At 64.8% G+C, this 26,322-nt stretch carries 26 protein-coding genes; 10 read left to right on the top strand and 16 right to left on the bottom strand.

Annotated elements, in window-relative coordinates:
• The first annotated feature begins 18 nt into the window (after positions 1-18).
• Genes ACSQ27_RS21715 through ACSQ27_RS21705 form a run of 3 tightly spaced genes read left to right on the top strand, consistent with a single transcriptional unit; the run spans position 19 to position 970 of the window.
• Complete coding sequence (locus tag ACSQ27_RS21715) at positions 19-234, top strand: hypothetical protein (protein ID WP_436157566.1); 216 nt, start codon at positions 19-21, stop codon at positions 232-234.
• A 60-nt stretch (positions 235-294) separates the two neighbouring features.
• Complete coding sequence (locus ACSQ27_RS21710) at positions 295-585, top strand: hypothetical protein (RefSeq protein WP_436157565.1); 291 nt, start codon at positions 295-297, stop codon at positions 583-585.
• Positions 566-970 carry a hypothetical protein gene (locus tag ACSQ27_RS21705; protein WP_436157564.1) on the top strand — a complete coding sequence of 135 codons (405 nt, stop codon included), beginning with the start codon at positions 566-568 and terminating at the stop codon, positions 968-970. The genes ACSQ27_RS21710 and ACSQ27_RS21705 overlap by 20 nt, the downstream gene beginning before the upstream one ends.
• Before the next feature lie 48 nt (positions 971-1,018).
• Here the strand turns inward: ACSQ27_RS21705 and ACSQ27_RS21700 are convergent, their stop codons facing one another.
• Positions 1,019-1,306 carry a hypothetical protein gene (locus ACSQ27_RS21700; protein ID WP_436157563.1) on the bottom strand — a complete coding sequence of 96 codons (288 nt, stop codon included), beginning with the start codon at positions 1,304-1,306 and terminating at the stop codon, positions 1,019-1,021.
• A 441-nt stretch (positions 1,307-1,747) separates the two neighbouring features.
• Here ACSQ27_RS21700 and ACSQ27_RS21695 point away from each other — a divergent pair, with 441 nt between their 5' ends.
• Entirely contained in the window at positions 1,748-4,021 is a 2,274-nt protein-coding gene (locus ACSQ27_RS21695; protein WP_436157562.1) for a S1/P1 Nuclease, read from the top strand.
• A 172-nt stretch (positions 4,022-4,193) separates the two neighbouring features.
• Positions 4,194-4,598, top strand: coding sequence for a DoxX family protein (locus ACSQ27_RS21690; RefSeq protein ID WP_436157561.1), 405 nt, complete (start codon positions 4,194-4,196; stop codon positions 4,596-4,598).
• Positions 4,599-4,621: 23 nt separating this feature from the next.
• Here ACSQ27_RS21690 and ACSQ27_RS21685 read toward each other — a convergent pair whose 3' ends face one another.
• The 5 genes from ACSQ27_RS21685 to ACSQ27_RS21665 form a co-directional block, all read right to left on the bottom strand.
• Complete coding sequence (locus tag ACSQ27_RS21685; protein WP_436157560.1) at positions 4,622-6,058, bottom strand: MFS transporter; 1,437 nt, start codon at positions 6,056-6,058, stop codon at positions 4,622-4,624.
• The gene (locus ACSQ27_RS21680) at positions 6,055-6,951 is read right to left on the bottom strand and encodes a sigma-70 family RNA polymerase sigma factor (RefSeq protein ID WP_436157559.1); all 897 of its coding nucleotides are present in this window, start codon (positions 6,949-6,951) and stop codon (positions 6,055-6,057) included. Before ACSQ27_RS21680 ends, ACSQ27_RS21685 begins: the two co-directional genes overlap by 4 nt.
• A 21-nt stretch (positions 6,952-6,972) precedes the next feature.
• Complete coding sequence (locus tag ACSQ27_RS21675) at positions 6,973-7,425, bottom strand: carboxymuconolactone decarboxylase family protein (RefSeq protein WP_436157558.1); 453 nt, start codon at positions 7,423-7,425, stop codon at positions 6,973-6,975.
• 158 nt (positions 7,426-7,583) lie between these two features.
• Positions 7,584-8,387 carry an isocitrate lyase/PEP mutase family protein gene (locus ACSQ27_RS21670; RefSeq protein WP_436157557.1) on the bottom strand — a complete coding sequence of 268 codons (804 nt, stop codon included), beginning with the start codon at positions 8,385-8,387 and terminating at the stop codon, positions 7,584-7,586.
• Between the two features lie 75 nt (positions 8,388-8,462).
• Complete coding sequence (locus ACSQ27_RS21665; protein WP_436157556.1) at positions 8,463-9,239, bottom strand: 2-keto-4-pentenoate hydratase; 777 nt, start codon at positions 9,237-9,239, stop codon at positions 8,463-8,465.
• Positions 9,240-9,386: 147 nt separating this feature from the next.
• On the opposite strand from ACSQ27_RS21665, the gene ACSQ27_RS21660 reads away from it, so the two are divergent.
• Together ACSQ27_RS21660 and queC are read left to right on the top strand one after the other, a co-directional pair.
• Positions 9,387-10,565 carry a fumarylacetoacetate hydrolase family protein gene (locus tag ACSQ27_RS21660; protein ID WP_436157555.1) on the top strand — a complete coding sequence of 393 codons (1,179 nt, stop codon included), beginning with the start codon at positions 9,387-9,389 and terminating at the stop codon, positions 10,563-10,565.
• Positions 10,566-10,583: 18 nt separating this feature from the next.
• The gene (gene queC / locus ACSQ27_RS21655) at positions 10,584-11,306 is read left to right on the top strand and encodes a 7-cyano-7-deazaguanine synthase QueC (protein ID WP_436157554.1); all 723 of its coding nucleotides are present in this window, start codon (positions 10,584-10,586) and stop codon (positions 11,304-11,306) included.
• Positions 11,307-11,437: 131 nt separating this feature from the next.
• Here queC and ACSQ27_RS21650 read toward each other — a convergent pair whose 3' ends face one another.
• The 8 genes from ACSQ27_RS21650 to ilvA are packed head-to-tail and all read right to left on the bottom strand — an operon-like array spanning position 11,438 to position 20,209.
• Positions 11,438-13,054: an MFS transporter gene (locus tag ACSQ27_RS21650; protein WP_436157553.1), complete on the bottom strand. Its 1,617-nt coding sequence runs from the start codon at positions 13,052-13,054 to the stop codon at positions 11,438-11,440.
• Positions 13,047-14,858: an ABC transporter ATP-binding protein/permease gene (locus ACSQ27_RS21645; RefSeq protein WP_436157552.1), complete on the bottom strand. Its 1,812-nt coding sequence runs from the start codon at positions 14,856-14,858 to the stop codon at positions 13,047-13,049. Before ACSQ27_RS21645 ends, ACSQ27_RS21650 begins: the two co-directional genes overlap by 8 nt.
• Before the next feature lie 26 nt (positions 14,859-14,884).
• Positions 14,885-15,853 (bottom strand): 5'-nucleotidase, encoded by a 969-nt coding sequence (locus tag ACSQ27_RS21640; protein ID WP_436157551.1) that lies wholly within the window; start codon positions 15,851-15,853, stop codon positions 14,885-14,887.
• A 21-nt stretch (positions 15,854-15,874) separates the two neighbouring features.
• Positions 15,875-16,432 (bottom strand): histidine phosphatase family protein, encoded by a 558-nt coding sequence (locus tag ACSQ27_RS21635; protein ID WP_436157550.1) that lies wholly within the window; start codon positions 16,430-16,432, stop codon positions 15,875-15,877.
• Between the two features lie 13 nt (positions 16,433-16,445).
• Complete coding sequence (locus ACSQ27_RS21630; RefSeq protein WP_436157549.1) at positions 16,446-17,291, bottom strand: adenosylcobinamide-GDP ribazoletransferase; 846 nt, start codon at positions 17,289-17,291, stop codon at positions 16,446-16,448.
• 17 nt (positions 17,292-17,308) lie between these two features.
• Entirely contained in the window at positions 17,309-18,370 is a 1,062-nt protein-coding gene (gene cobT / locus ACSQ27_RS21625) for a nicotinate-nucleotide--dimethylbenzimidazole phosphoribosyltransferase (RefSeq protein ID WP_436157548.1), read from the bottom strand.
• Positions 18,327-18,590, bottom strand: coding sequence for a cysteine-rich CWC family protein (locus ACSQ27_RS21620; RefSeq protein ID WP_436157547.1), 264 nt, complete (start codon positions 18,588-18,590; stop codon positions 18,327-18,329). Before ACSQ27_RS21620 ends, cobT begins: the two co-directional genes overlap by 44 nt.
• Before the next feature lie 14 nt (positions 18,591-18,604).
• Positions 18,605-20,209, bottom strand: coding sequence for a threonine ammonia-lyase, biosynthetic (ilvA, locus tag ACSQ27_RS21615; protein ID WP_436157546.1), 1,605 nt, complete (start codon positions 20,207-20,209; stop codon positions 18,605-18,607).
• 308 nt (positions 20,210-20,517) lie between these two features.
• Between ilvA and ACSQ27_RS21610 the strand changes: the two genes are divergently transcribed.
• Positions 20,518-20,976, top strand: coding sequence for an OsmC family protein (locus ACSQ27_RS21610; protein ID WP_436157545.1), 459 nt, complete (start codon positions 20,518-20,520; stop codon positions 20,974-20,976).
• 25 nt (positions 20,977-21,001) lie between these two features.
• Here ACSQ27_RS21610 and coq7 read toward each other — a convergent pair whose 3' ends face one another.
• Positions 21,002-21,631 carry a 2-polyprenyl-3-methyl-6-methoxy-1,4-benzoquinone monooxygenase gene (gene coq7, locus ACSQ27_RS21605; RefSeq protein ID WP_436157544.1) on the bottom strand — a complete coding sequence of 210 codons (630 nt, stop codon included), beginning with the start codon at positions 21,629-21,631 and terminating at the stop codon, positions 21,002-21,004.
• A gap of 107 nt (positions 21,632-21,738) precedes the next feature.
• Positions 21,739-23,010 carry a porin gene (locus ACSQ27_RS21600; RefSeq protein WP_436157543.1) on the bottom strand — a complete coding sequence of 424 codons (1,272 nt, stop codon included), beginning with the start codon at positions 23,008-23,010 and terminating at the stop codon, positions 21,739-21,741.
• Positions 23,011-23,737: 727 nt separating this feature from the next.
• Between ACSQ27_RS21600 and ACSQ27_RS21595 the strand changes: the two genes are divergently transcribed.
• Positions 23,738-24,796, top strand: coding sequence for a porin (locus ACSQ27_RS21595; RefSeq protein ID WP_436157542.1), 1,059 nt, complete (start codon positions 23,738-23,740; stop codon positions 24,794-24,796).
• Between the two features lie 361 nt (positions 24,797-25,157).
• Positions 25,158-26,318 carry a porin gene (locus tag ACSQ27_RS21590; RefSeq protein WP_436157541.1) on the top strand — a complete coding sequence of 387 codons (1,161 nt, stop codon included), beginning with the start codon at positions 25,158-25,160 and terminating at the stop codon, positions 26,316-26,318.
• Positions 26,319-26,322: the final 4 nt, after the last annotated feature.

Here is a 26,322-nt window from a genome sequence, read left to right as displayed (position 1 = left end):
TTGTTGAGCGGCCTATGCTTGATTGATCGTTTTCAGGCGATCGCCACCTTCCGCTACGGCTTGCCACGTTTCGACCAGACCCTGACGCCGGTGGGCGAATCGGCGATCGAGTTTGTGGTGCGAAAACGCCCGGATAAAGAAGTGGAGCAGGGCGGCCGCCTGCCGGACCCGCAAAAGCAGTTGACGGCCCACGGACACACCTTGCTGACGGGACTGCCCGCCAAGGGAAATTGACGCGGCCTTGCGGCGGTGTTGCACGAGGACGGTCTTCACAGGGAGGCGCTGCATGGCTTGATGGTCGTGCGCCTGAAGAAGGGCGAGTTCACCGGCGCGGAAAAGCTGCTCCGCCGGGCGCTCGCGCTGCGGGAAAGTGCCGTCCTGTTTGCCAGCCTGGGCAAGGCGCTGAAGGAATTGCGGCGTCCGGATGCGGCGCGCCGTCGCGAGCCGGCTGGACCTCGCCATCTGTGGGGACACCGCTGTTGCTCATCCGGCCCGGCGCCCTGGGCTCTGCCCGCAGGCCGTCGAGGCCGGGCGGGTGTTGATCTGAAAAGCGAAAGGAGCGCGCATGTACAAAATCGATGGTGAAGACCGCTGGATCCTGTTTGTCATTGGCGTTGCATTCGCGACCTTCCTGGCCTGCAAGTTCTCCCGCTATTTCGGGCTGAGCCGGGACGTGGCAGGGGTGGTGTTCTCCTGGATGGCGGTGCTGGCGGTGGTCACCCGTCTTTGCTCGACACTGAAAGGCGATTTCCCGCGGCTGCGGCCGTCAAAGACCTGGCCTTTCCTGTTGGCGCTGCTATGGATGTGCTGGTGGCCGGCCCTGGACTTCTGGGCGGGCCAAAGCATGGCGCCATCGCCCGGCCAGGCGCAGGCGCTGCCGTGGTGGGGGCCCTGGTATGCCAGGTGGGGCGTTTTGGCGGGCATTGTCGCCCTGGGCTCTCTGGCCAGGAAAATACTCAGGCACCGTTGACGCACCCCGTGGTGCGCAGGAATGGCCCATGCGGCCGCGGGCCGCGGCCTACTTTTTGAAAAACATTTCGTCGAACCTTCTTTTGTGCCGGGTCCGCTGTTCCTGTTGCCAGCGCAGGCGGAATTTTTCCGCCTGGATTTCAAACTCGGCCGCGCGCAAGCGGTGGGACCTCGCGAGGCTGTTCAGCTTGAGGTAGCAGGCTTGCCAGTAACTGGCTTGTTCGGCTTCGGACCTGCACCTGCTTTTCAAGAGCCGCCATCCGACGATGGCGATGACCACATACAGCGCGAGCGGCAGATAAACAGACCACCCATTTCCGGCGTTGATGGCTTCCATGTTATTCACCCCATGATGTTTTCCCCGGCGTCGTGGTCGCCCTGCGGACGACGGGGTTTGACTTCCGCCTGCTGATGTATCGAACTCCCTGTGGATCGCGGCAATGCCGGGATCCGCACGGCCTGGGACTGGGCAAGAGGCCTGTGGCCCTGGTGTTCTGTAAGCTTGATGATCTCGCAATGTCGCCCAAAAGACATTGTTTGGTCATGCTTTTTTTGCATTTCTTGATCTGTTGCTTGCATCGCTGCATTCCAGCCGCACCACCGCGGCGCTCCACCACCGACACACCCATGTCACAAAGCCCGGTAAAGCTGGTTTTCTCCTCCTATTGGAGGATTGATCAGGCCGATCCGTCTGCGCACAATGCCCGTAGGCCCGACACACCCGCGCGTTCGCGCGCACCAACAGGCCCTGGTGAGCTTTACCACACGGAGGAATTCCATGGACATCCTGAGCAGCCAGAACAACTACGCCAGCCTTTCCGTGCGCGACCTGCTGGACGCGCGCAACCAGTTCCATGTGCACATGCTCAACAAGCGCAACGTCGTGGGCACGGCGGTGGGCTTGTACCTGATACGGCACAGCGATCCCTGGCCGGACGCGAAGAACCCGCTCAAAAAATCCACCGCCAAGAAAAAGGTGGAACGCACCTTCGCCAACTCCGAGGTCCGCCCCTATTCCTGGCCCTGCATCCTGGTGATGGTGGATGCATGGGTGGAAGAGAAGGCCTTCGCTGGCAGCAAACTGCATCCGCAGGACATGGTGCCCAAGATTTTGTATTTGCCGGACGGCCGCGTGGTGCCGGTCTGTGTCGTCAAGGTCGAGCCGCAGGCGCCAGGGCGCAAGCAGCTGCCCTCATGGATCTGGCCGGAGGCAGCCATAGGCGGAGGCTTTCCGCTGCTGATCCGCAACCAGGGCCTGCTGCGTACCGCCAGCGCCGGTTGCCTGGTCAGCGACGGCCACACGATTTTTGCGCTGACCAACCGCCACGTCTGCGGCGAGCCGGGCCAAGCCATCCATGCCCGGCTGCGCGGCGAGGAGGTCGAGGTCGGCCAGGCTTCCGAGCGCCAGCTCACGCGTTTGCCCTTCACCGAGGTCTATCCGTCGTTCGCCGGCAAGCAGACCTACCTGAACCTGGACGTCGGCCTGGTCGAGGTCGACGACGCCAGGGACTGGACCAGCAGCGTCTACGGCCTCGGCGAGGTGGGTGCGCTGGCGGACCTCAATGAGCAGAACCTCGGGCTGCAGCTGATAGACCACCCGGTGTCGGCCTTCGGCGCGGCCTCGGGCCACCTGGACGGGCGCATCAAGGCGCTGTTCTACCGCTATAAATCCGTCGGCGGCTATGACTACGTGGCCGATTTGCTGATCGCGCCGCAGGATGCGAATCACCAGACACAGCCGGGCGATTCAGGCACGGTCTGGCACCTCAAGGCAATAGAAGAGAAAGACAGCAAAGGCGTGCAGGGCAAGGTCAGCTATCGCCCGCTCGCCGTGGAATGGGGCGCACAGACCTTCAGCGTCGACGGCGGCGCCTACAACTTCGCGCTGGCGACCAACCTCAGCAATGTCTGCAAGCTGCTGGACGTGGAACTGGTGTCGGCCCACAACACGGCGGCCCAGCCTTACTGGGGCGCGACCGGCCACTACAGCATAGGCAATGTCGCGGTCGGCCAGGTCAAGGACAAAAAGCTCGCCAAGCTGCTGGCGGCCAACGCGCTGCGCATCAGCTTTGACCGCGCCGACATCGCGCCCGGCAAGATCAACGAGGCGCTCAAAGACACGACGGGTTTCATCGCCCTGGCGGACGTGCCCGACGTCATCTGGAAAAAGCAGCCCGGCAAGGTCAAGGGCGGGCGCGACACCGGCTTTAACAGCGGGCCGGAACACCCGACGCACTACGCCGACATCGACGTGCCCGGCCCTGATGACGGGCCCACGCTGCGCGAGCTGTGCATGCAGGACACCGACAGGGTGACGGTGGAGTACTGGCAAGGGTTTTACGACAGCGTGGGTTCCACCGCCTCCAAGGAGCGCGGCTGCCTGCCCTTTCGTGTCTGGCAGTTCTACGACGCCATGGTCGGCTATGTCGAGAAGAAGGACTACGCGAGTTATGTGGCCGCGGCGGGCCTGCTGGCGCACTACGTGGGCGACGCCTGCCAGCCGCTGCACGGCTCCTTGCTGGCCGACGGCTACCAGGACCAGTTCACGGAAGGCTTTACCAGCACCGGCAAGCCCAAAAAGGACTGGCCCGCCAAGGGCGTGCATTCGGTCTATGAGACCAAGATGATTGACGCCAAGGCGGAAGAATTGTTCGAAGCCATCGACAAGGTGCTGGCCAAGCCGGCCGCCAAGCTGGCGAAGATTGACGAAGGCCGCAAGGCCGCGATCGCCACGGTCAAGCTCATGGACGACGTCGTCAAGCTGATCGCGCCTGCGGAGATCTGCGACGCCTACATCGAGCTCGGCGAGGGCGCCTCACGCGCGGTGATAGACGGCCTGTGGGAGCAGTTCGGTGGTAATACGGCCAAGGTCATGGCCCTGGGCATACGCAACCTGGCGCATATCTGGGAAAGCGCCTGGATCGCCGGCGGCGGTGAAAGCGCCAAGAGCTCGGACATGGTGGAGTTCTCCGAAGCCGACATCCGCAAGCGCTACGTCAACCCCAAGTTTGTGCCCTCGCTGGACCTGGACGGCCTGGCCGTGGTCCTTTAGCTGGAGCAGGGCCAGCGCGAACACATCACCTCGGTGATAGGCCGGCACCTGGTGCAACTGCCGGCCGCAAGCCCTTCAGCGGCTCCGGCCAGGCCGCGCCAGAAACTTGCGCAGCCGCGCTGAACTTTTTCATGGCAGGCCTCTCAGACTCCCTTTTAACGGAGGGAATCCCATGGCTTTTGCCCAGAACGACCAATTGACTTCACGCGCACTGTCGGTGCTTCGCATTGTTTCCGCTTATTTGCTGATTCAGCACGGTACGGCCAAGCTGCTGGGCTTTCCCCACGTGGCCTATTTCGACGGGCTGCAGGTGATGTCGCTGATCGGCTTTGCCGGCATCCTGGAACTCTTTGGCGGCGCGCTGCTGCTGATCGGCCTCTTCACGCGCCCTGTGGCCTTTGTGCTGTCGGGCCTGCTGGCATTTGCTTATTTCATGGGCCACGCGTCCAAAGGCTTTGTGGCGGCCCCCATGCTGAACGGCGGCGAGTCGGCCGTGTTGTTCTGCTTTGTCTTCCTGTTCTTTGCCGCCGCCGGCGGTGGCGCATGGAGCGTGGACGCGCTCCGTTCGCGCAAGTAATCCCTCAGCGCAGCCGGCGTGCCCTATGCGGTGCCGTCGGCTGTCTGCCTGGTGGCGGGCGAGCCTGGGTTTGCTGTGTGCCGCGAGGTCAGCAGGCACAGCGCGGGCGCCAGGGTGAACACGGCGAACAGCCATTGAGCCGCGCCCGCCGTCCCCGGCACACCGCCCGGGCTGCTCAGCCCGCCCAGGTTGGCCAGCATGCCGGCCAGCGCCGCGCCCATGGCCGTGGCAAACAGCTCCACCGTCATGATGGAAGAGGCCGCCAGGTCTTCCTCGCCCTGCGGAGCAATCTGCAGTACACGGGTGCTCAGGTGCGGCCAGGCGATGCCGACGGCAAAACCCACGGCCACCATGGCGATGCAGATCGGGGCCAGCACCTGCCAGCTGCCGTCGCTCGGCGAAGGCATCAGCACCGCCATGCCCACCAGGCCCGCGAGTGCCAGCACCGGTGCGATGCGGATCGCCAGCCTGGCGCGGCCGCCGGTGGCGCTGGAGCTGATGAGCGAACCCAAGGTCCAGCCCGCCGACATGATGGCAGCCAGGTATCCGGAGGCGAGCGGCGTCTGCGCGTGCAGCACCTGAAAAAACAGCGGCGAAAAAATCTCCGTGGACGTGACCATCATCGCCAGCAGCGCCATGGCCAGGTAGAGCGCGCCCAGCGGTCCGGGGCGAAAGGCGTCCTTGGGCAGCAAACGGTTGGAGGCGCGCTTGTCGGTGATGACCAGCAAGACGCTGAGCGCTATTGCCACCGCCACGCCGCCGGCATTCCAGGCCAACTGCGGGCTGACGCTGCCGGCGGACACCGCAAACACCGCACCGGCCAGCAGGAAGAGCTGCAACCAAGGCACGGGCGATGCCGGGCTGCTGGGGGTGTTGCGCCGGGGAATTACGCTGACAGCCAGCAGCGTGAACAGCGCCGCCGCTGGAATCAGCGCACCGAAGGCCATGCGCCAAGCGTCCATCTGCGCAAACACACCGCCTATGGCCGGCCCGACCAGGGTGGCTACACCCCACATGCCCGACAGCAGGCCAATCGCCCGGGACCACAAGGCCTCGTCATACAGCAGGCGGATCATGGCGTAGGGCAGGGCCAGCAGCAGGCCGCCGCCAAAGCCCTGCACGACGCGCCCGGCCAGCATGACGGACATGGACGGCGCCAGCGCGCAGGCCAGCGAGCCCAGCGCAAAGATCGCGGCGCCGAGCACGTAGGCAAAGCGCGGCCCGAGCTTGCCCAGCACCTGCGTGGCCATGGCGGCGCTGATGATGGAGGCCACCACAAACAACGCCGTGTTCCAGGCGTAAAACTCGAGCCCGCCGATGTCGCGCACGACGGACGGCAGGATGGTGGTGCCGATGTAGAGGTTGATGGCATGCAGGGCCACGCCGCCGACCAGGGCCAGCGTGCGCACGGCGTTGACGCCGGTCAGCAGGGCCGCCCAGCCTGTGGGTGGGCTGCTCATGCCAGCGCTTCAGGTCCGAAAGCGAGGCCGTCGAGCTTGTCGGGGTTGCGCATGATGTAGATGTTGGTGGCCTTGCCCTCGTCGTTGTAGGCGAAGGTGATGGCCGCGGCGATTTCGCCGTCATTCGCGCGCAGCTGTATCGCGCGGCCGCCGTTGATCTCGCAGGGCAGCCACTCGTAAGCGGCCCAGTAGCGCGCCAGCTGGGTGGCGATGAGGGTGAGCACGCTGCCCTTGCCCTGAAACACGCCCTCGATGGAGCTGACCTTGCCGCCGCTGTCGGCGCAGACGGCGATGTCGTCGGACAGCAGGCCGGCCAGCGCCTCCGTGCTTCCGGCGGTGATGGCTTCCCGGAAGGCGCTGAGCAGGTCGTCCTGCACTTTGGGGGGCGTGACGTGCCGCACCTTGCCCTGGGCGATGTTGACGCTGGCGCGCGAGACCAGCTTGCGGCAGGCGGCTTCTTCCATGTCCAGCATCTCGGCGATGTCGGGATAGGGGGTTTCAAAGATCTCGTGAAGCAGGTAGGCGGCGCGCTCCTTGGGCGTGAGCCGCTCCAGCAGCAGCAAAAAAGCCATGCTCAGGGACGAGGCCAGCAGCGCGTGGGTTTCGGGTGTTTCGTCGGTGCGGGTCTGGATTGGTTCGGGCAGCCAGGTGCCGACATAGTCGACCCGGCTGCGCTGGGCGTCGCGCAGCATGTCTATGCAGTGCCGCGTGCAGAGGGTGGTAAGCCAGGCGGCCGGCGTCGCGATGCTGGCGTGGTCGGCCGCCAGCCATTTGATGAAGACGTCCTGCACGGCGTCTTCGGCATCGGCCCGCGAGCCGAGGATGCGGTAGGCCAGGCCGAACAAATGCCTGCGCCTTTCTTCAAACACGGCGGTGGGGTCGATGCTGGTCATGGTGTGTACGCCTAAGCTGACTTAGTGGGCCGAGACCTGGATGCGGTTCCAGAGGTTGATCATGCCGATGTTAGCGGTCAGCGCGCCGATTTCCTTGTCGCTGAACGATTGGCGCAGGCGGCCGCGCAGGCTGGCGTAGTCGGTCTTGTGGTCGAGCGTGGTCAGGGCTTCCGTCCAGGCCAGTGCGGCTTTCTCGGCTTCGCTGAAGTCGTTGACGTGGGCCCAGACGACGAGGCGGTCCAGCCGGTCTTGGGTTTCGCCGTCTTCACGGGCTTCGCGCAGGTGCATCTTCACGCAGAAGGCGCAGCCGTTGATTTGCGAGGCGCGCAAGTGGATCAGGTGCTGAAGTTTTTTGTCGAGTCCCTGGGCGGCGATGGTTTCACTGACCTTGAGCAAGGCGGGGAAAACGTCGGGAATGGCGAGGTCAATGCGGACGGGAGCGGTGTTGGCGGCGGTAGCGGTGGTGGCAGTCATGGTGTTTCCTTTAAAAACGTTTAAAAGTTGGGTGTCACACCGTATTGACGATCCAGCTTTGCCGTTTGTGACGCCTGCCCTCAAAAAAGATAAAAACCCATGAAAAATCGCCTGGATCCCAAGGGAACCAGGCGATGTTCGGAAGCGAATGGACTGGATCAGCGGGCTGCGAGCAAGGCATTCATGGCCGAGTAGTCGAGCTTGGCCCCCAGCAGCGGCGACAGGTCTTGTTTGAGCAAGGCCTCGACGCTGGTTCTGGCGTGTTCATAGGCCACCTGGAAGGGGGCCGGCCCCACGCTGAGGCGCCGCACACCGGCCGCCTGCAGCGCGGCGACGGCCGGTAAGCCGGGCATGGCCATCAGATTCAGCGGCAGGGCAACGGCCGCGCAGATTTCTTCGACCTCGGGCAGGGCCGTGAGGCCGGGCACAAAGGCGCCGTCGGCGCCGGCTGCGTGGTACAGCTTCAGGCGTTCAATGCTGGCCTGGGCCGGGCTGCCCTCGACCTTGAGCCGGCGCAGGTAGACGTCGGTGCGCGCATTGATGAACAGCGGCGTGCCTTTGAGCGCGCCGCGTATCGCGCGTATCTTGTCGGCCAGCAGCGCGGGCGCGTCGCTGCCGTCTTCGAGGTTGATGCCCACGGCGCCCGTGCCCGCGAGTTCGGCGGCCAGCCGGCCCACCTGGTCCGGGTCGGCGCTGTAGCCGTCTTCCATGTCCACGGTCAGCGGCACTGTCAGGACGCGGGTGATGTTGCGCACGGCGTGCAGCAATTCTTCCGGCGGCAGTGCGCCGCCGTCGGCATAACCGCAGGCCCAGGCCAGCGAGGCGCTGCTGGTGGCGAGCGCCGTGGCACCCGAGGCTTCAAAAATCCTGGCGCTGGCGGCGTCCCAGGCATTGGGCAAAAGCAGCAGGCTGTCGGGGGCCTGGTGGAGTTTCAGGAACTGCTGGTGGTGAAGGGCTCGCATGATGTCTCCGCTGGGGAAAAGAAGAAGGCCGCACAGCTTATCAAGCCGCGGTGGCATTAGCGGCCATTTCCAGACCTATATACCCCGGCGAAATTCCACTTCAAAACGGGCCAGCCCCGCGTAATCAAATGTGACCGCCTGACCGGCCGGCACCGTCAGCACGCCGGCGTAAGAGCCGGTGATGACGGCCTGGCCGGCTTGCAAACCCAGGCCGCGTTCGCGCAGAAAATTCGCCAGCCAGTAGAGCGGCGCACGCGGGTGGCCGTTGGGGTGTTGGGCCTGGGCTTTCTGGGCGGGCTGGTCACCGGCTTGCCAGTTCAGCTCAAAGGACGCGGCCTCGGGCGCCGTCAGTTCCGGCCCCAGCCACAGGCCGTTGTTGACCAGGCCGTCGGCCAGCATCTCGGGGAAAGGCAGGCCGCTGTGGTCGGCATAGCGGCTCGCGCAGATTTCCAGCGCGGCATGCACGCTGCCCACGGCCGCGTCGATCTTAGCCTCGGTGTAAGGTTGCTCACGCGCGGGCAAGTCTTTGGCCAGCACAAAGGCCAGCTCGGGCTCGACCTTCACGCTGCCTGGATCCCTGTCGGCGGGAAAAGCCACGGTGCAAACCGCGGCGCGGCTGATGGCGGGCTGGTAAATCGGCGCCATCACGAGCTTGCCGGGGCTGGGCGGCGAGGCCTTCCAGCCGCCCACCGCCTGGCCCAGGCCGCGGGTGACGGCCTGCTGCACCTGCCAGGCGTCTTCGAGGTCCAGCGGGCGGCAGCTTTCCGGCAGGCGCGGGCCGGGCTGGCCGCTGTTTCGGCGGGCGGTCAATTCGGTGGCGGCCTGCTTGATCTGTTCAGGGGTGAGGGGCATATTGATCAGAGGGTGGGGTGGGGGTTATCCATGAGGGCGGGGGCATTTCAGTGTAGCGGCGCCGGCGGCCGTCCGACCCCTGTAGTATTGGCGCCCTGGGCCCGATTTTGGGCGCTCCGTTCCCTTCCGAAAACCCATTCCTTCATCATGAAAAACTCCTTGAGCCCTGCCTCCGCCTTGCCTGTTGATGCCGCTGATGCCCTGCTGGTCGGACGCGTGTGGGTGGAGGGCACGGGGCCTGTGCTGGCGCTGGTCACGCCCGACAGCGTGTTCGACCTGTCCAGCGTGGCCGCCACGGCCAGCCAGCTGCTGGAACTGCCCGGTGTGGCCAAGGCCGTGCGCGCCGCTGCGCCTTCGCTGCCGCGCCTGGCGGGCACGGCCGAGGTGCTGGCCAATTCGGCGGCCGATGCGCGCAAACCCGCGCTGCCCTGGCTGCTGGCGCCTTGCGACCTGCAGGCGCTCAAGGCCGCCGGGGTGACTTTTGTGGCCTCCATGCTGGAGCGTGTGATTGAAGAGCAGGCGCGCGGCGATGCCAGCAAGGCCGAGGCGGTGCGCAAGGCCGTGGTCGGCGTGATCGGCGACAACCTCAGCAGCATCAAGCCCGGCTCGCCCGAGGCGGACAAACTCAAGGAAGTGCTGATCGCCCAGGGCGTGTGGTCGCAGTACCTGGAAGTCGGCATAGGCCCCGACGCCGAGATTTTCACCAAGAGCCAGCCGCTGAGCGCGGTGGGCACGGGCGCCGAGGTCGGCATACACCCGCACAGCCATTGGAACAACCCCGAACCCGAGATCGTGCTGGCCGTCAATTCGCTCGGCGAGACGGTGGGCGCGGCGCTGGGCAACGACGTCAACCTGCGCGACTTCGAAGGCCGCAGCGCGCTGCTGCTGGGCAAGGCCAAGGACAACAACGCCTCCTGCGCCATCGGCCCCTTCATTCGCCTGTTTGACGACAAGTTCAACATCGAGCATGTGCGCCGCAGCGACCTGAACATGACAGTAACGGGCACTGAGGGGTTTGAGATGAAGGGCGGCAGCTCGCTGAGCAAGATCAGCCGTGACCCGCTGGACCTGGTGGCCCAGGCCATAGGCGCCAACCACCAGTACCCGGACGGTTTCATGCTCTTCCTGGGCACCATGTTCGCGCCCACACAGGACCGCCACGGCCCCGGCCAGGGTTTTACCCATGTGGTGGGCGACGTGGTGACGGTGGCCACGCCGCAGCTGGGCAGCCTGGTGAACCGCGTCACCACTTCCGACAAGGCCGCGCCGTGGACCTTCGGCATCTCGGCGCTGATGCAAAGCCTGGCCAAGCGAAAGCTGCTGTAAGGCAAGGAGGTAACCGGCATGCACACTTCCGCACTCGTGTTGTTCTCCGGCGGGCAGGACTCCACCACCTGCCTGGCCCTGGCGCTGTCCCAGTACGAACGCGTCGAGACCGTGGCCTTCGATTACGGCCAGCGCCACAAGGTGGAACTGGAGGCGCGCCTTAACGTGCTTCGCGAAATCAAGCAGCAGTTTCCGCAATGGGCCCACAAGCTCGGTGAAGACCATCTGCTGGACCTGGCGGTGCTGGGACAGGTCAGCGACACCTCGCTGACCCGCGACGTGGCCTTCAAGATGGAAAGCTCGGGCCTGCCCAACACCTTTGTGCCGGGGCGCAACCTGCTCTTCCTCACGCTGGCGGCGGCCCTGGCCTACCGGCGCGACCTGCAGGTGCTGGTCACCGGCGTCTGCGAAACCGATTTTTCAGGCTATCCCGATTGCCGCGACGACACCATGAAGGCCATGCAACTGGCGCTGTCGCTGGGCATGGACAAACGTTTCCTGATCGAGACCCCGCTGATGTGGATAGACAAGGCGGATACCTGGCGGCTGGCGCATGAGGTCGGTGAGAAGTCCGGCGAACCGCAAGGCGGCGAGGCGCTGGTCAACCTGATCGTGGAGCACACGCACACCTGTTACCTGGGGGACCGTGTGCACCGGCATGCCTGGGGTTATGGCTGCGGGACGTGCCCGGCGTGCGAGTTGCGTGCGCGGGGATTCGAGCGTTACTCCGCGACCGGCTGATCCGCTCTTGCTCCTTCCCCCTTTGGGGGAAGGCTGGGATGGGGGCTGCTTGATCTGGCCGACTGCGTGATGAATCGCACGCCGCTGGCCCCCATCCCTACCTTCCCCCAGAGGGGGAAGGAGTCTTACCCTTAAGTTCTGACCAAGCTCTCCACGACGCATCGGGAGACCACCGGCGGCTCCTCACCAATATGAAACGCCAGCTTGCGTTCGCGCAGCGCCACGTCGCTGGCGGTCACGCGGTCGAAGCGGCGCAGGTGCTCGGTCCATGATTCGTCGACGATCTGCTCGACAAAGCGGCCGGGACGGTTCACGTCGCGCAGCAGTTCCCACTCGAGCGCGCCCTGGCGAAGGCGGCTGCGGCGGCTTTCCTGCATCAGCGCGCGGAAATCGTCGGCGCGCGCCGGGTCCACCAGGTATTCAATCGTCACCACCACATTGCCCACGCCGGGCGGCTCTTCGGCCACGGGCGCCTTGAACTGGCGCGAGGGTGTCATGTCTTCCTCGATGCTGAGGTCGGACACCAGGCGCTGCGCCACCAGCATGATGAGGGTGCCGCTGGCGGCCGCGACCAGCAGGCCGGTGGACACGCTGCTCAGGGTGGACACATGGCCCCACAACGCGGCGCCTGCGGCGCTGGCGCCCATGATGGCCATCTGGTACATCGACATGCCGCGGGCGCGCACCCAGTCGGGCAGGGCAAGCTGGGCCGACACGCTGAGCGAATTGGCGCAGGTGATCCAGGCCATGCCGTTGAGCACCATGGCCGGCACCGCCACCCAGGCGTTGGGCGCATAGGCCATGGCCGCCATGGAGACCGACTGCAGCATCGTGGAGCGCATCACCAGCACGTCGCGCGGCATCATCTGGCGCAGCCGCGGCAGATTCAGCGCGGCGACGATGGCGCCCGCGCCCATGGAAGCCAGCAGCAGCGTAAAGGTGCCGGCATCGCCGCCGTGCAGGCCGCGCGCCACCAGCGGCAGCAGGGCCAGCAGTGCGGTGGAATGGAAAAAGAAGATGGCGATGCGCAGCAGCACCGCGCGCAGGCGCGCCGACTGGCCGACGAACTGCAGGCCCACGCGCATGGCGCTGACCAGGCGCTCACGCCCCAACGGGCTGGGCGCGTGGTCGCGCCGCCAGCGCATGATGACGAAGCCCGAGACCACCGACAGCACGGCGTTGAGCACAAACACGTATTCGGTGCCGGCACCGGCGATCAGCGCGCCGGCCACCAGCGGGCCGACGATGCGGGAAGCGTTCATGGAGACGCCGTTGAGCGCCAGCGCGGCGGGCAGCTGCACGCGCGGCACCAGTTCGGGCACGATGGCGGCGAACACCGGCCAGCGCATCGCCAGGCCCACGCCGTTGGCAAACGTCAGCGCCAGCAGCAAGGCGGGCGTCATGACGCCCGAGATCACCGCGATGGACAGCAGCGTGGCCACGCCGGCCACCCAGAACTGCGTCATGATGAAGTAGCGGCGCCGGTCCAGGATGTCGGCCAGCGCGCCGCTGGGCAGGCCCAGCAAAAACACCGGCAAGGTGGAGGCCGACTGCACCAGCGCCACCCAGATCGGCGAGGTGGTCATGGAGGTCATCATCCAGGCCGCCGCCACGTCGTTCATCCACATGCAGATGTTGGCCACCAGCCAGGTGCTCCACAGCATGCGGAACACCGGGCGCTTGATGGGCGCCCAGGCGGAGAGGTCTACGGGCTCCGGCGCAACCGGTTTGGACATTTCTTCAGGCATTCGCGGCGCTTCCTCCTGGGAGCTGGCCGGCCGTCAAGCGGTACAGGGCGGCAGAGCCCGGGGGCAGCTTTTCCAGCGTCCACTGCTGGTCGTGGAAGGCCGCCACATTGGGCCGGTGGGCAATGGAGATTAGAGAGCCCCCCGACGATTTCACCAGCGCGAGCAGGCGCTCGTACAGCGTCTTTTCGGCGGCTTCGTCGAGTGCGCTGGTGGCTTCGTCGGCAAAAATCCAGCTGGGCTTTTTCAGCAGCACGCGGGCGATCGCCAGGCGTTGCTGTTCGCCGCCCGAGAGTTTCTGGCTCCAGGCATTTTCCTCATCAAGCCGCGAGGCCAGGTCGGGCAGCAGGGCTTCGTCAAGCGCCCGCCTGAGGGCTTCGTCGCTGTAAGCCGTGGCGGGCTCCGGGTAGGCCAGCGCATCGCGCAGCGAGCCATTGGGGAAATAGGGGCGCTGGGGAATGAACATCGCGTTTGCAGGTTTCGCGATGTTGCCGCTGGCAAAAGGCCAGATGCCGGCGAAGGCGCGAAACAGGGTTGACTTGCCGCTGCCCGATGGGCCCTTCAGCAGGATGTGGTCGCCGGGGTGGGCCTTCAGCGACATGTCCGCCAGCAGCACGGCACCCGTGGGCAACGCGAGATTAAGGCCGGTGGACTCAAGCTCGGTTGATGGCGTGGTGACAAGCGTTTCATTGTCTTTTGTCTGCGCGACCATGCTGTCTTCAAAACTGGTCAGGCGGTCGGTGGTGGCGCGCCAGCTGGCGAGCGCATCGTAGTTGTCCACAAACCAGCTCAGCGAATCCTGCACCTTGCCGAAGGCGGAGGAAATCTGGATGAGCTGGCCGAGCTGGATGGCACCGCTAAAGAAGCGGGGCGCCGCAACAAGGAAGGGAAAGATCAAAGCGGCCTGGCCGAAGAAACTCTGGAACCAGATGAGTTTTTTGTTGGCGCGTATCAGGTTCAGGTAGTTTGCCAGCACGGTAGTGAAGCGCCCATCGAGCTGGCCGCGCTCGACAGCCTCGCCGTGGTCCAGCGCGATGGGTTCGCTGTATTCGCGAACCCGTACCAGATGATGGCGAAGGTTGGCCTCGTAGCGCTGCTGCAGGAAGTTGAGCTTGATCAGCGGCCTGCCGATGTAATGGGCCAGCACGCTGCCGACCAGGCAATAGGCGATCGCGGCCCAGACCATGTAGCCCGGGATGCTGTAGCTGCTGCCGCCCAGGGTGAACCCAAACGGACCGGACAGGGCCCAGAGGATGCCGACAAAACTGACCAGCGTCACGACCGCGTTGAGCACGCCCATCGTCAATGTAATCGTGGAGGTGGTGAAAGCCTGCACGTCTTCCTGGATCCGCTGATCCGGGTTGTCGGGGCTGGCGTTAATGTCGGTGGTCGTCGAATAACGCGCCAGCTCCATCTTGTAGAAGGCATGGTGCGACAGCCAGCGACGCAGGTAGTCGCGTGTCATCCAGGCGCGCCAACGCATCTGCAGCAGCTGGGTCAGGTAGAACTTGTAGACGGCGATGATGATCGCTCCGAAGGCGAGATAGCTGAACCGGCCCAACTGCTGCCAAAAGACAACCTGGTCGCGCTTTTCAAGTGCGTCGTAAAACACGCGGTACCAGTCATTGAACTGCACCGCCATGTAGACCGTGCCGAGGTTGAGCAGCACGATGGCCAGCAACAGCAGACGGGCTTTCCATTTTTCTTCAGACCGAAAGTAGGGTGCGGCCAGCGCTCCTATGCGGCCTGCAAAACGACGAAAAGCGCTGAATTTGGCGGAAAGGCCGGGAGACGGCGTCTGGTTCATAGTGGGCATTCTTGTTTTTTTGAAATTCAGGAAAGCTGGTTGGAAACACCGCTGGCCACATGGCCTGAGGGCACATGCTGGGCGGCGGAATGGACGTGGCCGGTCTGGTCGTCAAAGAAGAAGTCGGGCTCGAACTCGCGCAGGAACTCGCCCTTGGCCAGGCCGCCCAGGAACATGGCCTCGTCGACCTCGATGTTCCACTCCATCAGCGTGCGGATGGCGCGCTCGTGCGCCGGGGCGCTGCGCGCGGTGACCAGCGCGGTGCGTATGCGCATGTGCGAGGTGCCGACCTGCTGCAGCCGGTGCAGCGCTTCGAGCAAAGGCTTGAAGGGGCCGGCCAGCAGCGGCTGCGAGGCCTTGTCGCGCTCGTGCTGCTGGAAAGCCGACAGGCCCTGGGCCTGGAACACGCGCTCGGCCTCGTCGGAGAACAGCACCGCGTCGCCGTCGAAGGCGATGCGCACTTCATTGGGATGGGCGTCGCTGGCGCGCACCGAATGCGGGTAGACCTGCGCGGCCGGCACGCCCGCGGCCAGCGCATCGCGCACGTCGCTCAGGTGGGCCGACAAAAACAGGTTGGCGTGCAGCGGCTTGAGGTAGCGCCAGGGCGCTTCGCCGCGGTTGAAGGTGCCGCGCTCTATCTTGAGGCCGTAGTGCTGGGCCGAGCGGAACACGCGCATGCCCGAGACCGGGTCGTTGCGCGACAGGATCACGACTTCCACGCGCTGGGCGGGCGCCGCGGGGCTGGCGGCCTCGCCGGCGCTTTCGGGCGCATCGTTGAAGGCCAGCAGTTTTTTGACCAGCGAGAAAGCCACGCCGGGCTTGGCCGGCACGTCCAGGCGCTCAAGCTGCAGCTTCATGTAGGCCGCGTCTTTTTTGACGCCGGGCGGCGGGGCGGCCGTCATGCCGCTTTCAAAGACGAGGTTTTCTTCCTCAAAATCAAACAGCGCGCGCGACGAGATCGCCACCACGAGCTGACCATCCAGGGTTGCTGCCATTTTTTGTGCCTTGTCTGGGTTTTAGGAGTGGGTTTGCAGTTCGAGTGTGCACCATTGGCCGTAGGACGGCGCTTCAACAGGCCACTCGTCGGCCCTGGTGATCTGACGCGTGCCGCGTGCGATCAGTTCCGCGGCGCGTATGACACCGGCGTGTGTGATCCACAGGGTGTCGGCCTGGCCCCGCAGTTCGTCAAAGGCGGAGGCGACACGCGCCATGACCTGGCTTGTACTTTCGCCGCTGCCGCCCACGGCGTATTCGGCAAAGCCGTCTGTCCAGGATTGCAGTTCTGTGGGGGCAATGTCTTGCCAGGCGCGGCCTTCCCAGGCGCCGAAGTCGATTTCCTGAAGCCGTGGATCGCTGCTGCAGGCCAGGTCGGGCCGCAGTTCGCGCAAGGCTTGCGCCAGTTGCGCGCATCGTTGCAGCGGGGAGTGGGTAACGCGGGTGCCGGCGGGGAGCAAGCCGGCCAGCGCCTGCGCGCATTTGGCGGTGGCAGGTGCATCGGCTGCAACATCCTGCCGGCCGTAGCACATACCGCCCTGAACCAGCGGTGTTGCGTGGCGGGCCAGCCAGAGTTTCATGGCTTGCCGGTGCTCATAGACTGATGGCCAGGCCGAAATAAAACGCAATCTCGCAGACCTGCTGGGTCGCGCCCAGGCAGTCGCCGGTAAAACCCTGCAGCCGGCGTTTGAACATCCGGCCCATCCACAGCAGGGCCAGGAGGGCAAAGCTGCAGGCGACGATGAGGTTCAGGGCGTCCAGCGCGAGGGCGGCCAGTGCCAGCGCGACAAAACACCAGGCAAAGCCGACCAGCAGGGCACCCGGCGAGATCTGGTCGGCCAGCGGTTTGGACTTGGAGGCGGCCGTGTCGCCGACATGCGGCAGCAGGTAGATCAGCAGCAGCGGCAAGCCGCGCGAGACGACGTGGCCGGTCCACAGCGCGGCGCAGATGTACCAGCTGGCAAAGGGGGCTTCTTCCCAGCCGGTGGGCGCGCCTTCGACCGAGCCGAGGATGGCCAGCAGCGAGACTTTGGCGAGCACGGCCAGCACCAGCGCCATGGCGCCGAAAGCGCCGACGCGCGAGTCCTTCATGATCTGCAGCGCGTGTTCCCTGTCGTAGCCGCCGCCCAGGCCGTCGGCCGTGTCGGCCAGGCCGTCCTCATGGAAGCCGCCGGTCAGCAGCACGGTGGCGGCGGTGGACAGCGCGGCGGCCACCAGCGGCGTGAAGGTGGTGTCGGGCAGCAGGGCCTGCACCAGGGCGTACAGGGCGGCGGCAAAAGCGCCGGCCAGGATGCCGACGCCGGGGAAGTGCCCGGCGCTGGCGCGCAGCAGTTCGGGGCTGTAACCCACCCAGTCGGCCAGCCGCCCGGTGATGGGGATGCGGGTGAAGAACTGGACGGCGAGCAGGTACTCGCGGATGAACTGGGCGATGGCGGTCATGCGGTGCCCCTTGCGCTTCAGGCGTCTTCGCGGCCGCTCACGCCGGCGGAGTCAAAGCTGGCCATCTCGTTGAGGAAACCGGCCGCCGACTGCAGCAGCGGCCAGGCCAGCAGCGCGCCCGTACCTTCGCCCAGGCGCAGGCCCAGGTCCAGCAGCGGATCGGCCTGGAGGTGCGCCAGCAGCAGGTGGTGGCCGTGCTCGTCCCCGCGGTGGCAGAACACCATGTAGTCCTGCGCGGCGGGCACCAGGGCCCGGGCCGCCAGCGCGGCGGCGCCGGCGATGAAGCCGTCGACCAGCACGGCGCGGCGCTCGCTCGCGGCCTGCAGCATGGCGCCGGCCATCATGGCGATTTCAAAGCCGCCCAGGGCGGCCAGTGCGTCCAGGGGCTGGGTGGCGCCGCCATGGCGGGCCAGCGCCTGTGTCAGCACCTGGCGTTTGTGCGCAAGCTGCGCGTCGTCAAGGCCGGTGCCGCGGCCCGTGGCCTCGTCTATGCCGACGCCCGCCAGCCGCGCAAAGAGCAGGGCGGCGGCCGAGGTGTTGGCAATCCCCATCTCACCGAAGGCGACGGCATTGCCGGGCAGCCGGCGCACGATGTCCATGCCGGCCTGCACGGCGGCGCGCACCTGCGCGGCCGTCATGGCGGGCTCGTGGCGGATGTTGCGTGTGCCCAGCGCGATCTTGCGCGGCAGCAGTTGCGGGTGCGGCGCGAGTTCGGCTGCGACGCCGGCGTCCACCACCCGCAGGGCAAAACCATGCTGGCGCGCGAAGACATTGATGGCGGCGCCACCGGCCAGCATATTGCCGACCATCTGCACCGTGACAGCCTGCGGGTAGGCGGAAACGCCTTCGGCGGCGATGCCGTGGTCGGCCGCGAAGACCACCATCTGGGGTTCGCGCAGCGCAATGGTTTCACTGCGCTGGATCAGGCCCAACTGCAGCGCCAGGCTTTCAAGCCGGCCGAGCGCGCCCAGCGGCTTGGTCTTGTGGGCAATCTTGTGCCGCAGCCTGGCCTCCAGCGGGAGGTCGGCGGTGGGCTCAATCGCGGGCAGGATCAGGGGTGGAAAGTCGGGAGCGTTCATCGGTGATCAGCTTGAGGCAGGCGGGACAGAAGCAGGACAGCGCGCTGCCTTCCGGTAAGGGGGGGCGTTCGGCGGGAACCGGCATGACGTGCGGCAACTGCACGCACCAGCATTCGGCATCGCCCGCGACCATGCCGCAGCGCAGGCCGGCGCCGCAGCGCGGGCACACCGAGGTATTGGCCAGTGCGGGCTTTACCGTGGGTGCGCCTTGTGCGTTCATGGCGGGTGTGCCGGTCAGCTTTGCAGGAAAAGCCGGTAAACCGGGTTGGCGGTTTCCTCGACGTGAGGGTAGCCCAGGGTGTCGAGGAATTCCTTGAAGGCCTTGCTGTCGGCCTTGGGCACCTGCAGGCCCACCAGGATGCGGCCGTAGTCGGCGCCCTGGTTGCGGTAGTGGAAGAGGCTGATGTTCCAGCCCGGCCGCATGCTGGAAAGGAACTTCATCAGCGCGCCGGGCCGCTCCGGGAAGACGAAGCGCAGCAGGCGCTCGTCTTTGGACAGCGCGCTGTGCCCGCCCACCATGTGGCGTATGTGTTCCTTGGCGAGCTCGTCGTGCGTGAGGTCCAGGGTCTTGAAGCCGTGGCGCGAGAAATTCGCGGCGATCTTGGCGCTTTCTCCCTTGGCCGAGGTGGTCAGGCCGACGAAGACATGGGCTTTGGCGTCGTCGTTGATGCGGTAGTTGAACTCGGTCACGCTGCGCGGCCCGCCGGGCAGCTCGCCGATGACTTCGCAAAAGCGCCGGAAGCTGCCGCGCTCTTCGGGAATCGTCACGGCGAACAGGGCTTCGCGCTCTTCGCCGACTTCGGCGCGCTCGGCGACAAAGCGCAGGCGGTCGAAGTTCATGTTGGCGCCGCACAAAATCGCGGCATAGGTTTCGCCCTTGGTCTTGTGCTTTGCCACGTACTGCTTGACGGCGGCCACGGCCATCGCGCCCGAGGGCTCGACGATGCTGCGGGTGTCGACGAACACATCCTTGATGGCGGCGCAGACCGCGTCGGTGTCGACGGTGATGAATTCGTCGACCAGCTCGCGGCTGATGCGGAAGGTTTCCTCGCCCACCAGCTTGACGGCCGTGCCGTCGGCGAACAGGCCGACGTCGCTCAGGGTCACGCGCTTCTTCGCGCCGACCGACTGCAGCATGGCGTCGGAATCGTTCATCTGCACGCCGATGACCTTGATCTCGGGCCGCACGGCCTTGATGTAGTTGGCCACGCCGGAGATCAGGCCGCCGCCGCCTATGGCCACGAACACGGCGTCCAGCCGGCTGGAGCCCAGGCTTTGCAACTGCATGAGGATTTCCATCGCGATCGTGCCCTGGCCGGCGATCACGTCGGGGTCATCGAAGGGGTGGACGAAGGTCAGGCCCTGCTTCTTTTCGAGCACCACGGCGTGCGCGTAGGCATCCGAATAACTGTCGCCGCGCAGCACGACTTCGCCGCCCCAGGCGCGGACCGCATCGACCTTGAGCTGCGGCGTGGTGGTGGGCATGACGATGACGGCGCGGGTGCCGAGTTTTTGTGCGCTGAGCGCCACGCCTTGCGCGTGGTTGCCGGCCGAGGCGCAGATCACGCCTTTCTTGAGCTGCGCCGGGCTCAGGTGGGCCATCTTGTTGTAGGCACCGCGCAGCTTGAAGCTGAACACCGCTTGCTGGTCTTCGCGCTTGAGCAGCACGGTGTTTTTCAGGCGCAGGCTCAGGTTTTTGGCGGGCTCAAGACTGGATTCCACGGCCACGTCATAGACCCGCGCCGTGAGAATCTTTTTCAGGTAGTCGGCGGGGGTGAGCGGCTTGCCCGATGGGGCTGTTTTGGGGAGGCTTTTGGCGGTTTTGGTCGGGGTGGGCATGTTTTTCTCGCAGCCTGACATCATAGTGGCGCGGGAAAAAGCGCTGCAAGGCACCAGAGGGGAAACGGGGCCGCCAAGAAAAAAGGCCCAGACCTTGCGGTCTGGGCCTGTAAATCCACCCTTAGAGGAGGTGGAGGAGACAACCAGTGGCACCAAATACCTTAATACCTTGTGACGCCGTGGGCGATCAGTATTGATGCGATGATTTCAGTATAGCGGAGCGATGTTGCGCTGCACAATATCTTGTGGCGCAAACTCGACATTTTTCACGGTTTAGTTATAAATTTTATGCATAAGGAGCGGAGTTTATGGAATGCACGGTGAGCTGGACGGGCAACAGCGCCAACACGGGATCACGCTCGAACATGAGCTTCCTCGCCGAAACCGGTAGCGGCCACACCCTGGTGATGGACGGTGCACCCGATGCGGACAAGCCCGAAAACGGCGGCGCCAACCTGGCGCCCCGGCCCATGGAAACCGTGCTGGCCGGCACCGGCGGCTGCACGGCTTATGACGTGGTGCTGATCCTCAAGCGCGGCCGCCAGGACGTGCGCGGCTGCTCGGTCAAGCTGAGCGCCGAAAGGGCGGCCGTGGACCCCAAGGTGTTCACCAAGATCCACATGCACTTCGTGGTGACGGGCAAAGGCCTGGCCGCCAGCGCTGTGGAGCGGGCAGTGGCCATGAGCCACGACAAATACTGCTCGGCCACCATCATGCTGGCGAAAACCGCGGACATCACCACCAGCTTCGAGGTGCTGGAGGTTTAGGCGCGTTGCGGCCCGGGCCGCGGCTTCAGAGGTAGTGCGCCGTCGTCGTCATGACGCGCGCGGCCGAGCGCATCAGCGCCTTGACCGGCTCTGGCAGCTGCAGGGCGCCGGCCTGTTCGGCGTCCCTCGCGTGCAGGGCCTCGTCGTCTTTCATCTGCGCCACGATGGCGCGCGACTCATGGTCGCCCAGCGGCAGGCGTTCCAGGTGGCCGGCCAGGTGGGCCTCGACCTGGCGTTCGGTCTCGACGACAAAACCCAGGCTCAGGCGGTCGCCCAGGCGGCTGGCCACCAGGCCCAAGCCGAAAGCGCCGGCATACCAGAGCGGGTTGAGCAGCGAGGGGCGGGCGCCCAGTTCGTCCAGCCTGGCCTTGGTCCAGGCGAGGTGGTCGCCTTCCTCGCGGCTGGCCTGCAGGAAATGCTCGCGCAGCGCCGGGTCGCGGGTGCCCAGCGCCTGCGCCGCGTACAAGGCCTGCGCGCAGACCTCTCCCACATGGTTGACCCGCATCAACGCGCCCGACAAGGCCTTGTCCTGCAGCGCCAGCTCGGTTTTTTCGCCGGGCACGGTGGGGCAAGGGCGGCTGGCCCGGGGGGCAGCAAAAAGGGTTCGCAAGGCGCCGTCGGCGGCATTCAGGGCGGTATCGAGTGCGGTGGTCATAGCGCCATGTTAGCGCCGGACTCCCGGCCTGCAAACGCCCATGAAAAAAGCCCCTGTGAGGGGGCTTTTTCGCGAACGGCCCGGACTGGATCCGGGCGGGGTTCGATTTAGAACGTGTGGCGGATGCCCAGGGCGATGTTGGTGGAACCAACGCCGGCTGCGGAGGTCACGCCGCCGAGGAAGCCGTTGCCGCCGGGTGCGACCTGGCCTTGGCCCTTGTTGTCGAAGCGGGTCAGCACGGCGTTCAGGTTGGTGCGCTTGGACAGTGCGTAGGTGTAGGTGAAACCGTAGGAATCGGTATCGGCGTTCACCGTGCGCTTGTCATCCAGGCGGTTGTATGCGACCACCCAGGTGTGAGGGCCGGTGGTGAGGCGGTAGCCGATGTGCATCAGCCGGGCGTCTTGGCGGAAGGCGGCGTTGTAGGCATTCTGGAACGCCGTACCGACCACCGCGCTGCCGGTGGAGGCAGTGACAGAAGCGCCGATCGTGGAGATGCCGGTTGGATTTTCGTCCTTGATGGTGGCGTACTGGCCGTACAAGGTGCCGGGGCCGATGTCGACCGTGGCGCCGATCAGGTCGTTGGTCAGGGATTTCTGGCCCAGCTCATTGTTCTTGCCGTTGTGGCCATAGCCCACCGAGAAACCGTTGCCCTTGTAGGTGACCATGCCACCCCAGAACCGGCCTGCGGAGTTGCTGCCCGCGACTTCACCGGCGCCGTACATCAGCAAGGCCGTGACGCCGCTGGTCTGGATCGCGTACTGCAGTGTGTTGCTCAGGCGGATGTCGAATGCGGCAGGCAGGCTGGCAACCTGGCCGGCGGCCAGGCTGGACTGGGTCTGCGAAGCGTCGAACTGCGCGGCCACCAGGTAGCCGGGCGTGTATTGACGGCCGGCCGTGAAGGCGCCGAAGGGGGTGACCAGGCCGACGTAGGCCTGGCGGTCAAACAGGTTGCCGGCCAGGTTCACGCCGAATGCGCCGGTGGCGAGCGTGGTGTTCACGCCGGCGATCAGTGCGTCCCGGGTTGCGACGGGAAGGGGGAGGCCCGCCACGCCCGCAGCCACCGAGGTAGCGACGCGGTCAGGCATCTGGGTGCCGGAGTTCGGGCGGTTGGTGACGGAGCCGGTGTCCAGTTCGAGGCGGTTTTCAAGGGTGAAGATGGCCTTGTAGCCGCCGCCGATGTCTTCCGAGCCGCGAAGGCCGAAACGCGAGCCTTCCATGATGCCGCTGGCGATCGTGGTCACGGAGCCTTGGCGCAGACCGCTCACGTGGTTGAAGCCTGCATCAAGAATGCCGTAGACGGTCACGGTGCTTTGCGCCATGGCGGCCGAGGTGGACAAAAGTCCCATGATCGCAGTTGCAACGAGGGTCAGTTTTTTCATGGAGTCTCCAGGAGTTGTAATTAAAAAAAAGCGCTGAATGGCGGGAAATTTTGACGCCCGTCCTTACCCTGGCAGGCCGTCTTTGTGAAGGAAAGATTAATGGCGATGCCGTGAGCCGTAAAGAGTGTCACTACGGGGGGTATCACTTTCGCGACAGGGGAAAACCCGAGGTTTTTGCCGCCGGGGCAAGGCCCGGAAAAAAGCCGCGCAAGTCCCTCATTTCCCGTCGCTTCCCTCTGGGAGCGGGGGCGCTCGCGTCGTATGGGGGACTGGTTTGGCGATGCAGGAACGTCACTTAGGGCTTGATCTCTATTTTGGCCACGCCGTGGTGTGTGAGCCACATCCCTCGCGGACTCACCGGGCAGTTTTGATGCGGACTGCCCGCCGCGCTGCCCCTTGAACTGGCTGGAAGCACTGAAAAACGCAAGCGCAGGCTGTGCCAGCGTGTTTTCACCAAAAAGATGCACTCACCGGAAAAGGCGCCATTTTGGTGTGTTTAAGCCGCATCGGAGGGCATATTCGGCCGAAGACGGCCCGCCGGCATGGGGGGTGGGAGGGCGGACAGCGGGCGGTGTGGTCCAGGACCAACAATCGGGCGTGAATTTTGCTAATGGAGCGATAAGGGCTTTGTGTGATGTGTGACAGGTCGATTAAATCTAGCCTGGGGTCGATCAGAAAGCCCTTTATGTTTGCGTTTTATGTGTTCCCACCTTTTTGGAGATTTCTAATGATGAAGAAAAGCCTAGTTGCCCTGGCAGTGCTGGCCGTTTCCGGCGTGGCATCCGCGCAGTCCACCGTGACCGTCTACGGCCTCGTGGACGCATGGGTTGGTACCGTCAAGGACAACAACCTCAGCCGTTCCGGCGTGAACGTTCCGCATCCTTTCTCCGGCAGCGGCGGCGGTCTGCAGACCAGCCGTTTCGGCCTGAAGGGCTCTGAAGACCTCGGTGGCGGCCTCAAAGCCAACTTCCTGCTGGAAGCCGGTTTTGACCCCAGCACCGGTGTTTCCAACAACTACACCAACCCCTATACCGGCGCGACCTCCACCGCGATTTTCGGCCGCCAGGCATGGATGGGCTTTTCCGGCGGCTTCGGTGAGCTGAAGCTCGGCAAGATGTGGACCCCTTACGACATGGTCAAGGGTTCCGGCTCCGCCAACTTCGACTCGCTGCTGTTCGCGCCTTCCACCAGCGTGTGGGCCAGCAACAGCTACCAGGATCGTCCCGGCAACTCGATCTACTACGAGACCCCCAACTTCGGCGGCTTCTCTGCTGCGGGTATGTACAGCTTCGGTGAAAACAAGACCGCCGCTGTCGGCGCCGGCAAAATCATCAGCATGAACGTCGCTTACGCGAACGGCCCTATCGGCGCTTCCCTGGCTTACCAGAGCGAAAAAGCCACCAGCGCAGCCACCGCGATCAAGTACACGCAGCTGAACGGCTCCTATGACTTCGGCGTGGTCAAGCTGCTGGGCGCCTACGGCAACGTGAAGAACGGCACCACCCCGATCACCGGCGTGGCGGCAGACAAGACCAAGGAATACCAGATCGGCCTGGACTTCCCTGTCAGCAGCGCCCTGACGCTGTCCGGCGGTTATGCCCGCTCCAAGAGCACGCTGCTGGGCGGCGTTCCCGACCTGAAGCGCACCGGCTACGGTTTTGCTGCCCTGTACGCGCTGTCCAAGCGTTCGAACCTGTACGCAGGCATCCAGACCGGCAAGGAAACCGGCGGCGCGACCGAGCGCAAGACCAGCACCTACGGTGCCGGCATTCGCCACACGTTCTGATCCGGTTTGACCTGAACCTGAAACCCGCCTCGGCGGGTTTCGTGGAAAGCCGTTTCCCCGGGAGCGGCTTTTTTTCATTGAAACTGCTGAAATCGGGTGAAAACAGGATTTTTGGCAAGAGGGAATCCCCGGTCTTTGCGAGCGTTGTTTCTTTTCCACTCGTTGCCGTCCATTTGTGGCTTGAGCACAACGGGTTATTGGTTTTTTTGGGCATTCCTTTGCGAATTGAAGCCCAGTCTGGTGCAATAGAGCCAACTTCCCGAAAGGGGGTTGGCCCGGGTCTCTGGTGGAGCCATGAGGACGCAAGTCCGCAAATGGTCCCCGTGCCGGAGCCCTATGTTTAACCTTGGAGAAACTCTCAATGAAAAAGACCCTTATCGCTTTGGCCGCACTCGGCGCGATGGCTGGTGCAGCACAAGCTCAGTCGACCGTGACCATCTACGGTTTGCTCGACGCCAACATCGGCAGCTACAAGACCAACCAGATCAGCGGCGCTGCCATCTCCGGCATCAGCCAAGCCAAGATTGACTCCGGCGGCCTGAACGGTTCGCGTTGGGGCATTCGCTTCAGCGAAGACATCGGCGGCGGCATGGCTGTCATCGGTAACCTCGAAAGCGGTATCAACCTTGACGCCGGTTCTTCCGCTCAAGGCGGCCTGCTGTTCGGCCGTCGTGCCAACGTGGGTATCTCCAGCGGCTTCGGTACCGTGACCATCGGTCGCAACTCCAGCTCCTACGACGACGTGTCTGCTGACCACGCCATGATGGGCGCTACGCTGTTCGATCCTTCGAACACCAACAACGGCTTCAGCACCGCTACTGCCGGTTCCATCGGTACCCTGGCTGGCAATGCTGCTCTGCTGAACCACGGCGGCAACGGCTCTGGCGCTCAAGTGACCTGGGTTGGTTTCAACACCCGTTTCAACAACAGCATCAAGTACAACACGCCTAACTTCGGCGGCTTCACCGGTTCGTTCATGTACGCTTTCGGCGAAGACAAGACCTCCGCTGTCAGCGCAAGCAACACCGTGTCTGCCAACCTGAAGTACGCAAACGGCCCTCTGGTTGTTTCCGGCGGCTACCAGTCTGAAGGTGCTACCCGCACCGCAACGACCAAGCCTGCTCTGACGAACACGCTGCTGAACGTTTCTTATGACTTCGGCGTTGCCAAAGTCGGCTTCGGTGCTAACCGCGCCAAGTTCAAGGACGTCATCACGACCTTCCGTACCGGTGTTGCTCACGAACTGGCAGCACAAAAAGAGTACAGCCTGAGCGTTGCAGTGCCTCTGGGCGCAACGACCCTGAGCGCTGGCTATGCACGTTCCAAGGGTGACGATCTGGGTTCCAGCACCGGCTGGGGTATCCAGGCTCTGTACTCTTTGAGCAAGCGCACCACCCTGTACACGGGTGCCGTCAGCACGAAGAACTACGACAACGTCGCAGCTAACACCATGGTGATCGCTCCTACCAGCAACATCACCCGTACCACCACGTACGCAGCTGGCATTCGCCACACGTTCTAATTTG

It is taken from the genome of Polaromonas sp. LjRoot131 (assembly GCF_964252805.1).
GTDB lineage: Bacteria > Pseudomonadota > Gammaproteobacteria > Burkholderiales > Burkholderiaceae_C > Polaromonas.
Note: the sequence above shows the minus strand (reverse complement) of the source record. Positions and strands in the feature narration are given on the sequence as shown.

What these genes read in the sequence shown, in the direction of transcription:
- queC (WP_436157554.1), top strand. Translation starts at nt 10,584, where the DNA reads ATGCACACTTCCGCACTCGTGTTGTTCTCCGGCGGGCAGGACTCCACC.
- ACSQ27_RS21675 (WP_436157558.1), bottom strand. Translation starts at nt 7,425, where the DNA reads ATGACTGCCACCACCGCTACCGCCGCCAACACCGCTCCCGTCCGCATT.
- ACSQ27_RS21665 (WP_436157556.1), bottom strand. Translation starts at nt 9,239, where the DNA reads ATGCCCCTCACCCCTGAACAGATCAAGCAGGCCGCCACCGAATTGACC.
- ACSQ27_RS21660 (WP_436157555.1), top strand. Translation starts at nt 9,387, where the DNA reads ATGAAAAACTCCTTGAGCCCTGCCTCCGCCTTGCCTGTTGATGCCGCT.
- ACSQ27_RS21595 (WP_436157542.1), top strand. Translation starts at nt 23,738, where the DNA reads ATGATGAAGAAAAGCCTAGTTGCCCTGGCAGTGCTGGCCGTTTCCGGC.
- ACSQ27_RS21685 (WP_436157560.1), bottom strand. Translation starts at nt 6,058, where the DNA reads ATGAGCAGCCCACCCACAGGCTGGGCGGCCCTGCTGACCGGCGTCAAC.
- cobT (WP_436157548.1), bottom strand. Translation starts at nt 18,370, where the DNA reads ATGAACGCTCCCGACTTTCCACCCCTGATCCTGCCCGCGATTGAGCCC.
- ACSQ27_RS21680 (WP_436157559.1), bottom strand. Translation starts at nt 6,951, where the DNA reads ATGACCAGCATCGACCCCACCGCCGTGTTTGAAGAAAGGCGCAGGCAT.
- ACSQ27_RS21620 (WP_436157547.1), bottom strand. Translation starts at nt 18,590, where the DNA reads ATGAACGCACAAGGCGCACCCACGGTAAAGCCCGCACTGGCCAATACC.
- ACSQ27_RS21630 (WP_436157549.1), bottom strand. Translation starts at nt 17,291, where the DNA reads ATGACCGCCATCGCCCAGTTCATCCGCGAGTACCTGCTCGCCGTCCAG.
- ACSQ27_RS21670 (WP_436157557.1), bottom strand. Translation starts at nt 8,387, where the DNA reads ATGCGAGCCCTTCACCACCAGCAGTTCCTGAAACTCCACCAGGCCCCC.
- ACSQ27_RS21590 (WP_436157541.1), top strand. Translation starts at nt 25,158, where the DNA reads ATGAAAAAGACCCTTATCGCTTTGGCCGCACTCGGCGCGATGGCTGGT.
- ACSQ27_RS21690 (WP_436157561.1), top strand. Translation starts at nt 4,194, where the DNA reads ATGGCTTTTGCCCAGAACGACCAATTGACTTCACGCGCACTGTCGGTG.
- ACSQ27_RS21635 (WP_436157550.1), bottom strand. Translation starts at nt 16,432, where the DNA reads ATGAAACTCTGGCTGGCCCGCCACGCAACACCGCTGGTTCAGGGCGGT.
- ilvA (WP_436157546.1), bottom strand. Translation starts at nt 20,209, where the DNA reads ATGCCCACCCCGACCAAAACCGCCAAAAGCCTCCCCAAAACAGCCCCA.
- ACSQ27_RS21610 (WP_436157545.1), top strand. Translation starts at nt 20,518, where the DNA reads ATGGAATGCACGGTGAGCTGGACGGGCAACAGCGCCAACACGGGATCA.
- ACSQ27_RS21650 (WP_436157553.1), bottom strand. Translation starts at nt 13,054, where the DNA reads ATGCCTGAAGAAATGTCCAAACCGGTTGCGCCGGAGCCCGTAGACCTC.
- coq7 (WP_436157544.1), bottom strand. Translation starts at nt 21,631, where the DNA reads ATGACCACCGCACTCGATACCGCCCTGAATGCCGCCGACGGCGCCTTG.
- ACSQ27_RS21710 (WP_436157565.1), top strand. Translation starts at nt 295, where the DNA reads ATGGTCGTGCGCCTGAAGAAGGGCGAGTTCACCGGCGCGGAAAAGCTG.
- ACSQ27_RS21600 (WP_436157543.1), bottom strand. Translation starts at nt 23,010, where the DNA reads ATGAAAAAACTGACCCTCGTTGCAACTGCGATCATGGGACTTTTGTCC.
- ACSQ27_RS21645 (WP_436157552.1), bottom strand. Translation starts at nt 14,858, where the DNA reads ATGAACCAGACGCCGTCTCCCGGCCTTTCCGCCAAATTCAGCGCTTTT.
- ACSQ27_RS21640 (WP_436157551.1), bottom strand. Translation starts at nt 15,853, where the DNA reads ATGGCAGCAACCCTGGATGGTCAGCTCGTGGTGGCGATCTCGTCGCGC.
- ACSQ27_RS21705 (WP_436157564.1), top strand. Translation starts at nt 566, where the DNA reads ATGTACAAAATCGATGGTGAAGACCGCTGGATCCTGTTTGTCATTGGC.
- ACSQ27_RS21695 (WP_436157562.1), top strand. Translation starts at nt 1,748, where the DNA reads ATGGACATCCTGAGCAGCCAGAACAACTACGCCAGCCTTTCCGTGCGC.
- ACSQ27_RS21700 (WP_436157563.1), bottom strand. Translation starts at nt 1,306, where the DNA reads ATGGAAGCCATCAACGCCGGAAATGGGTGGTCTGTTTATCTGCCGCTC.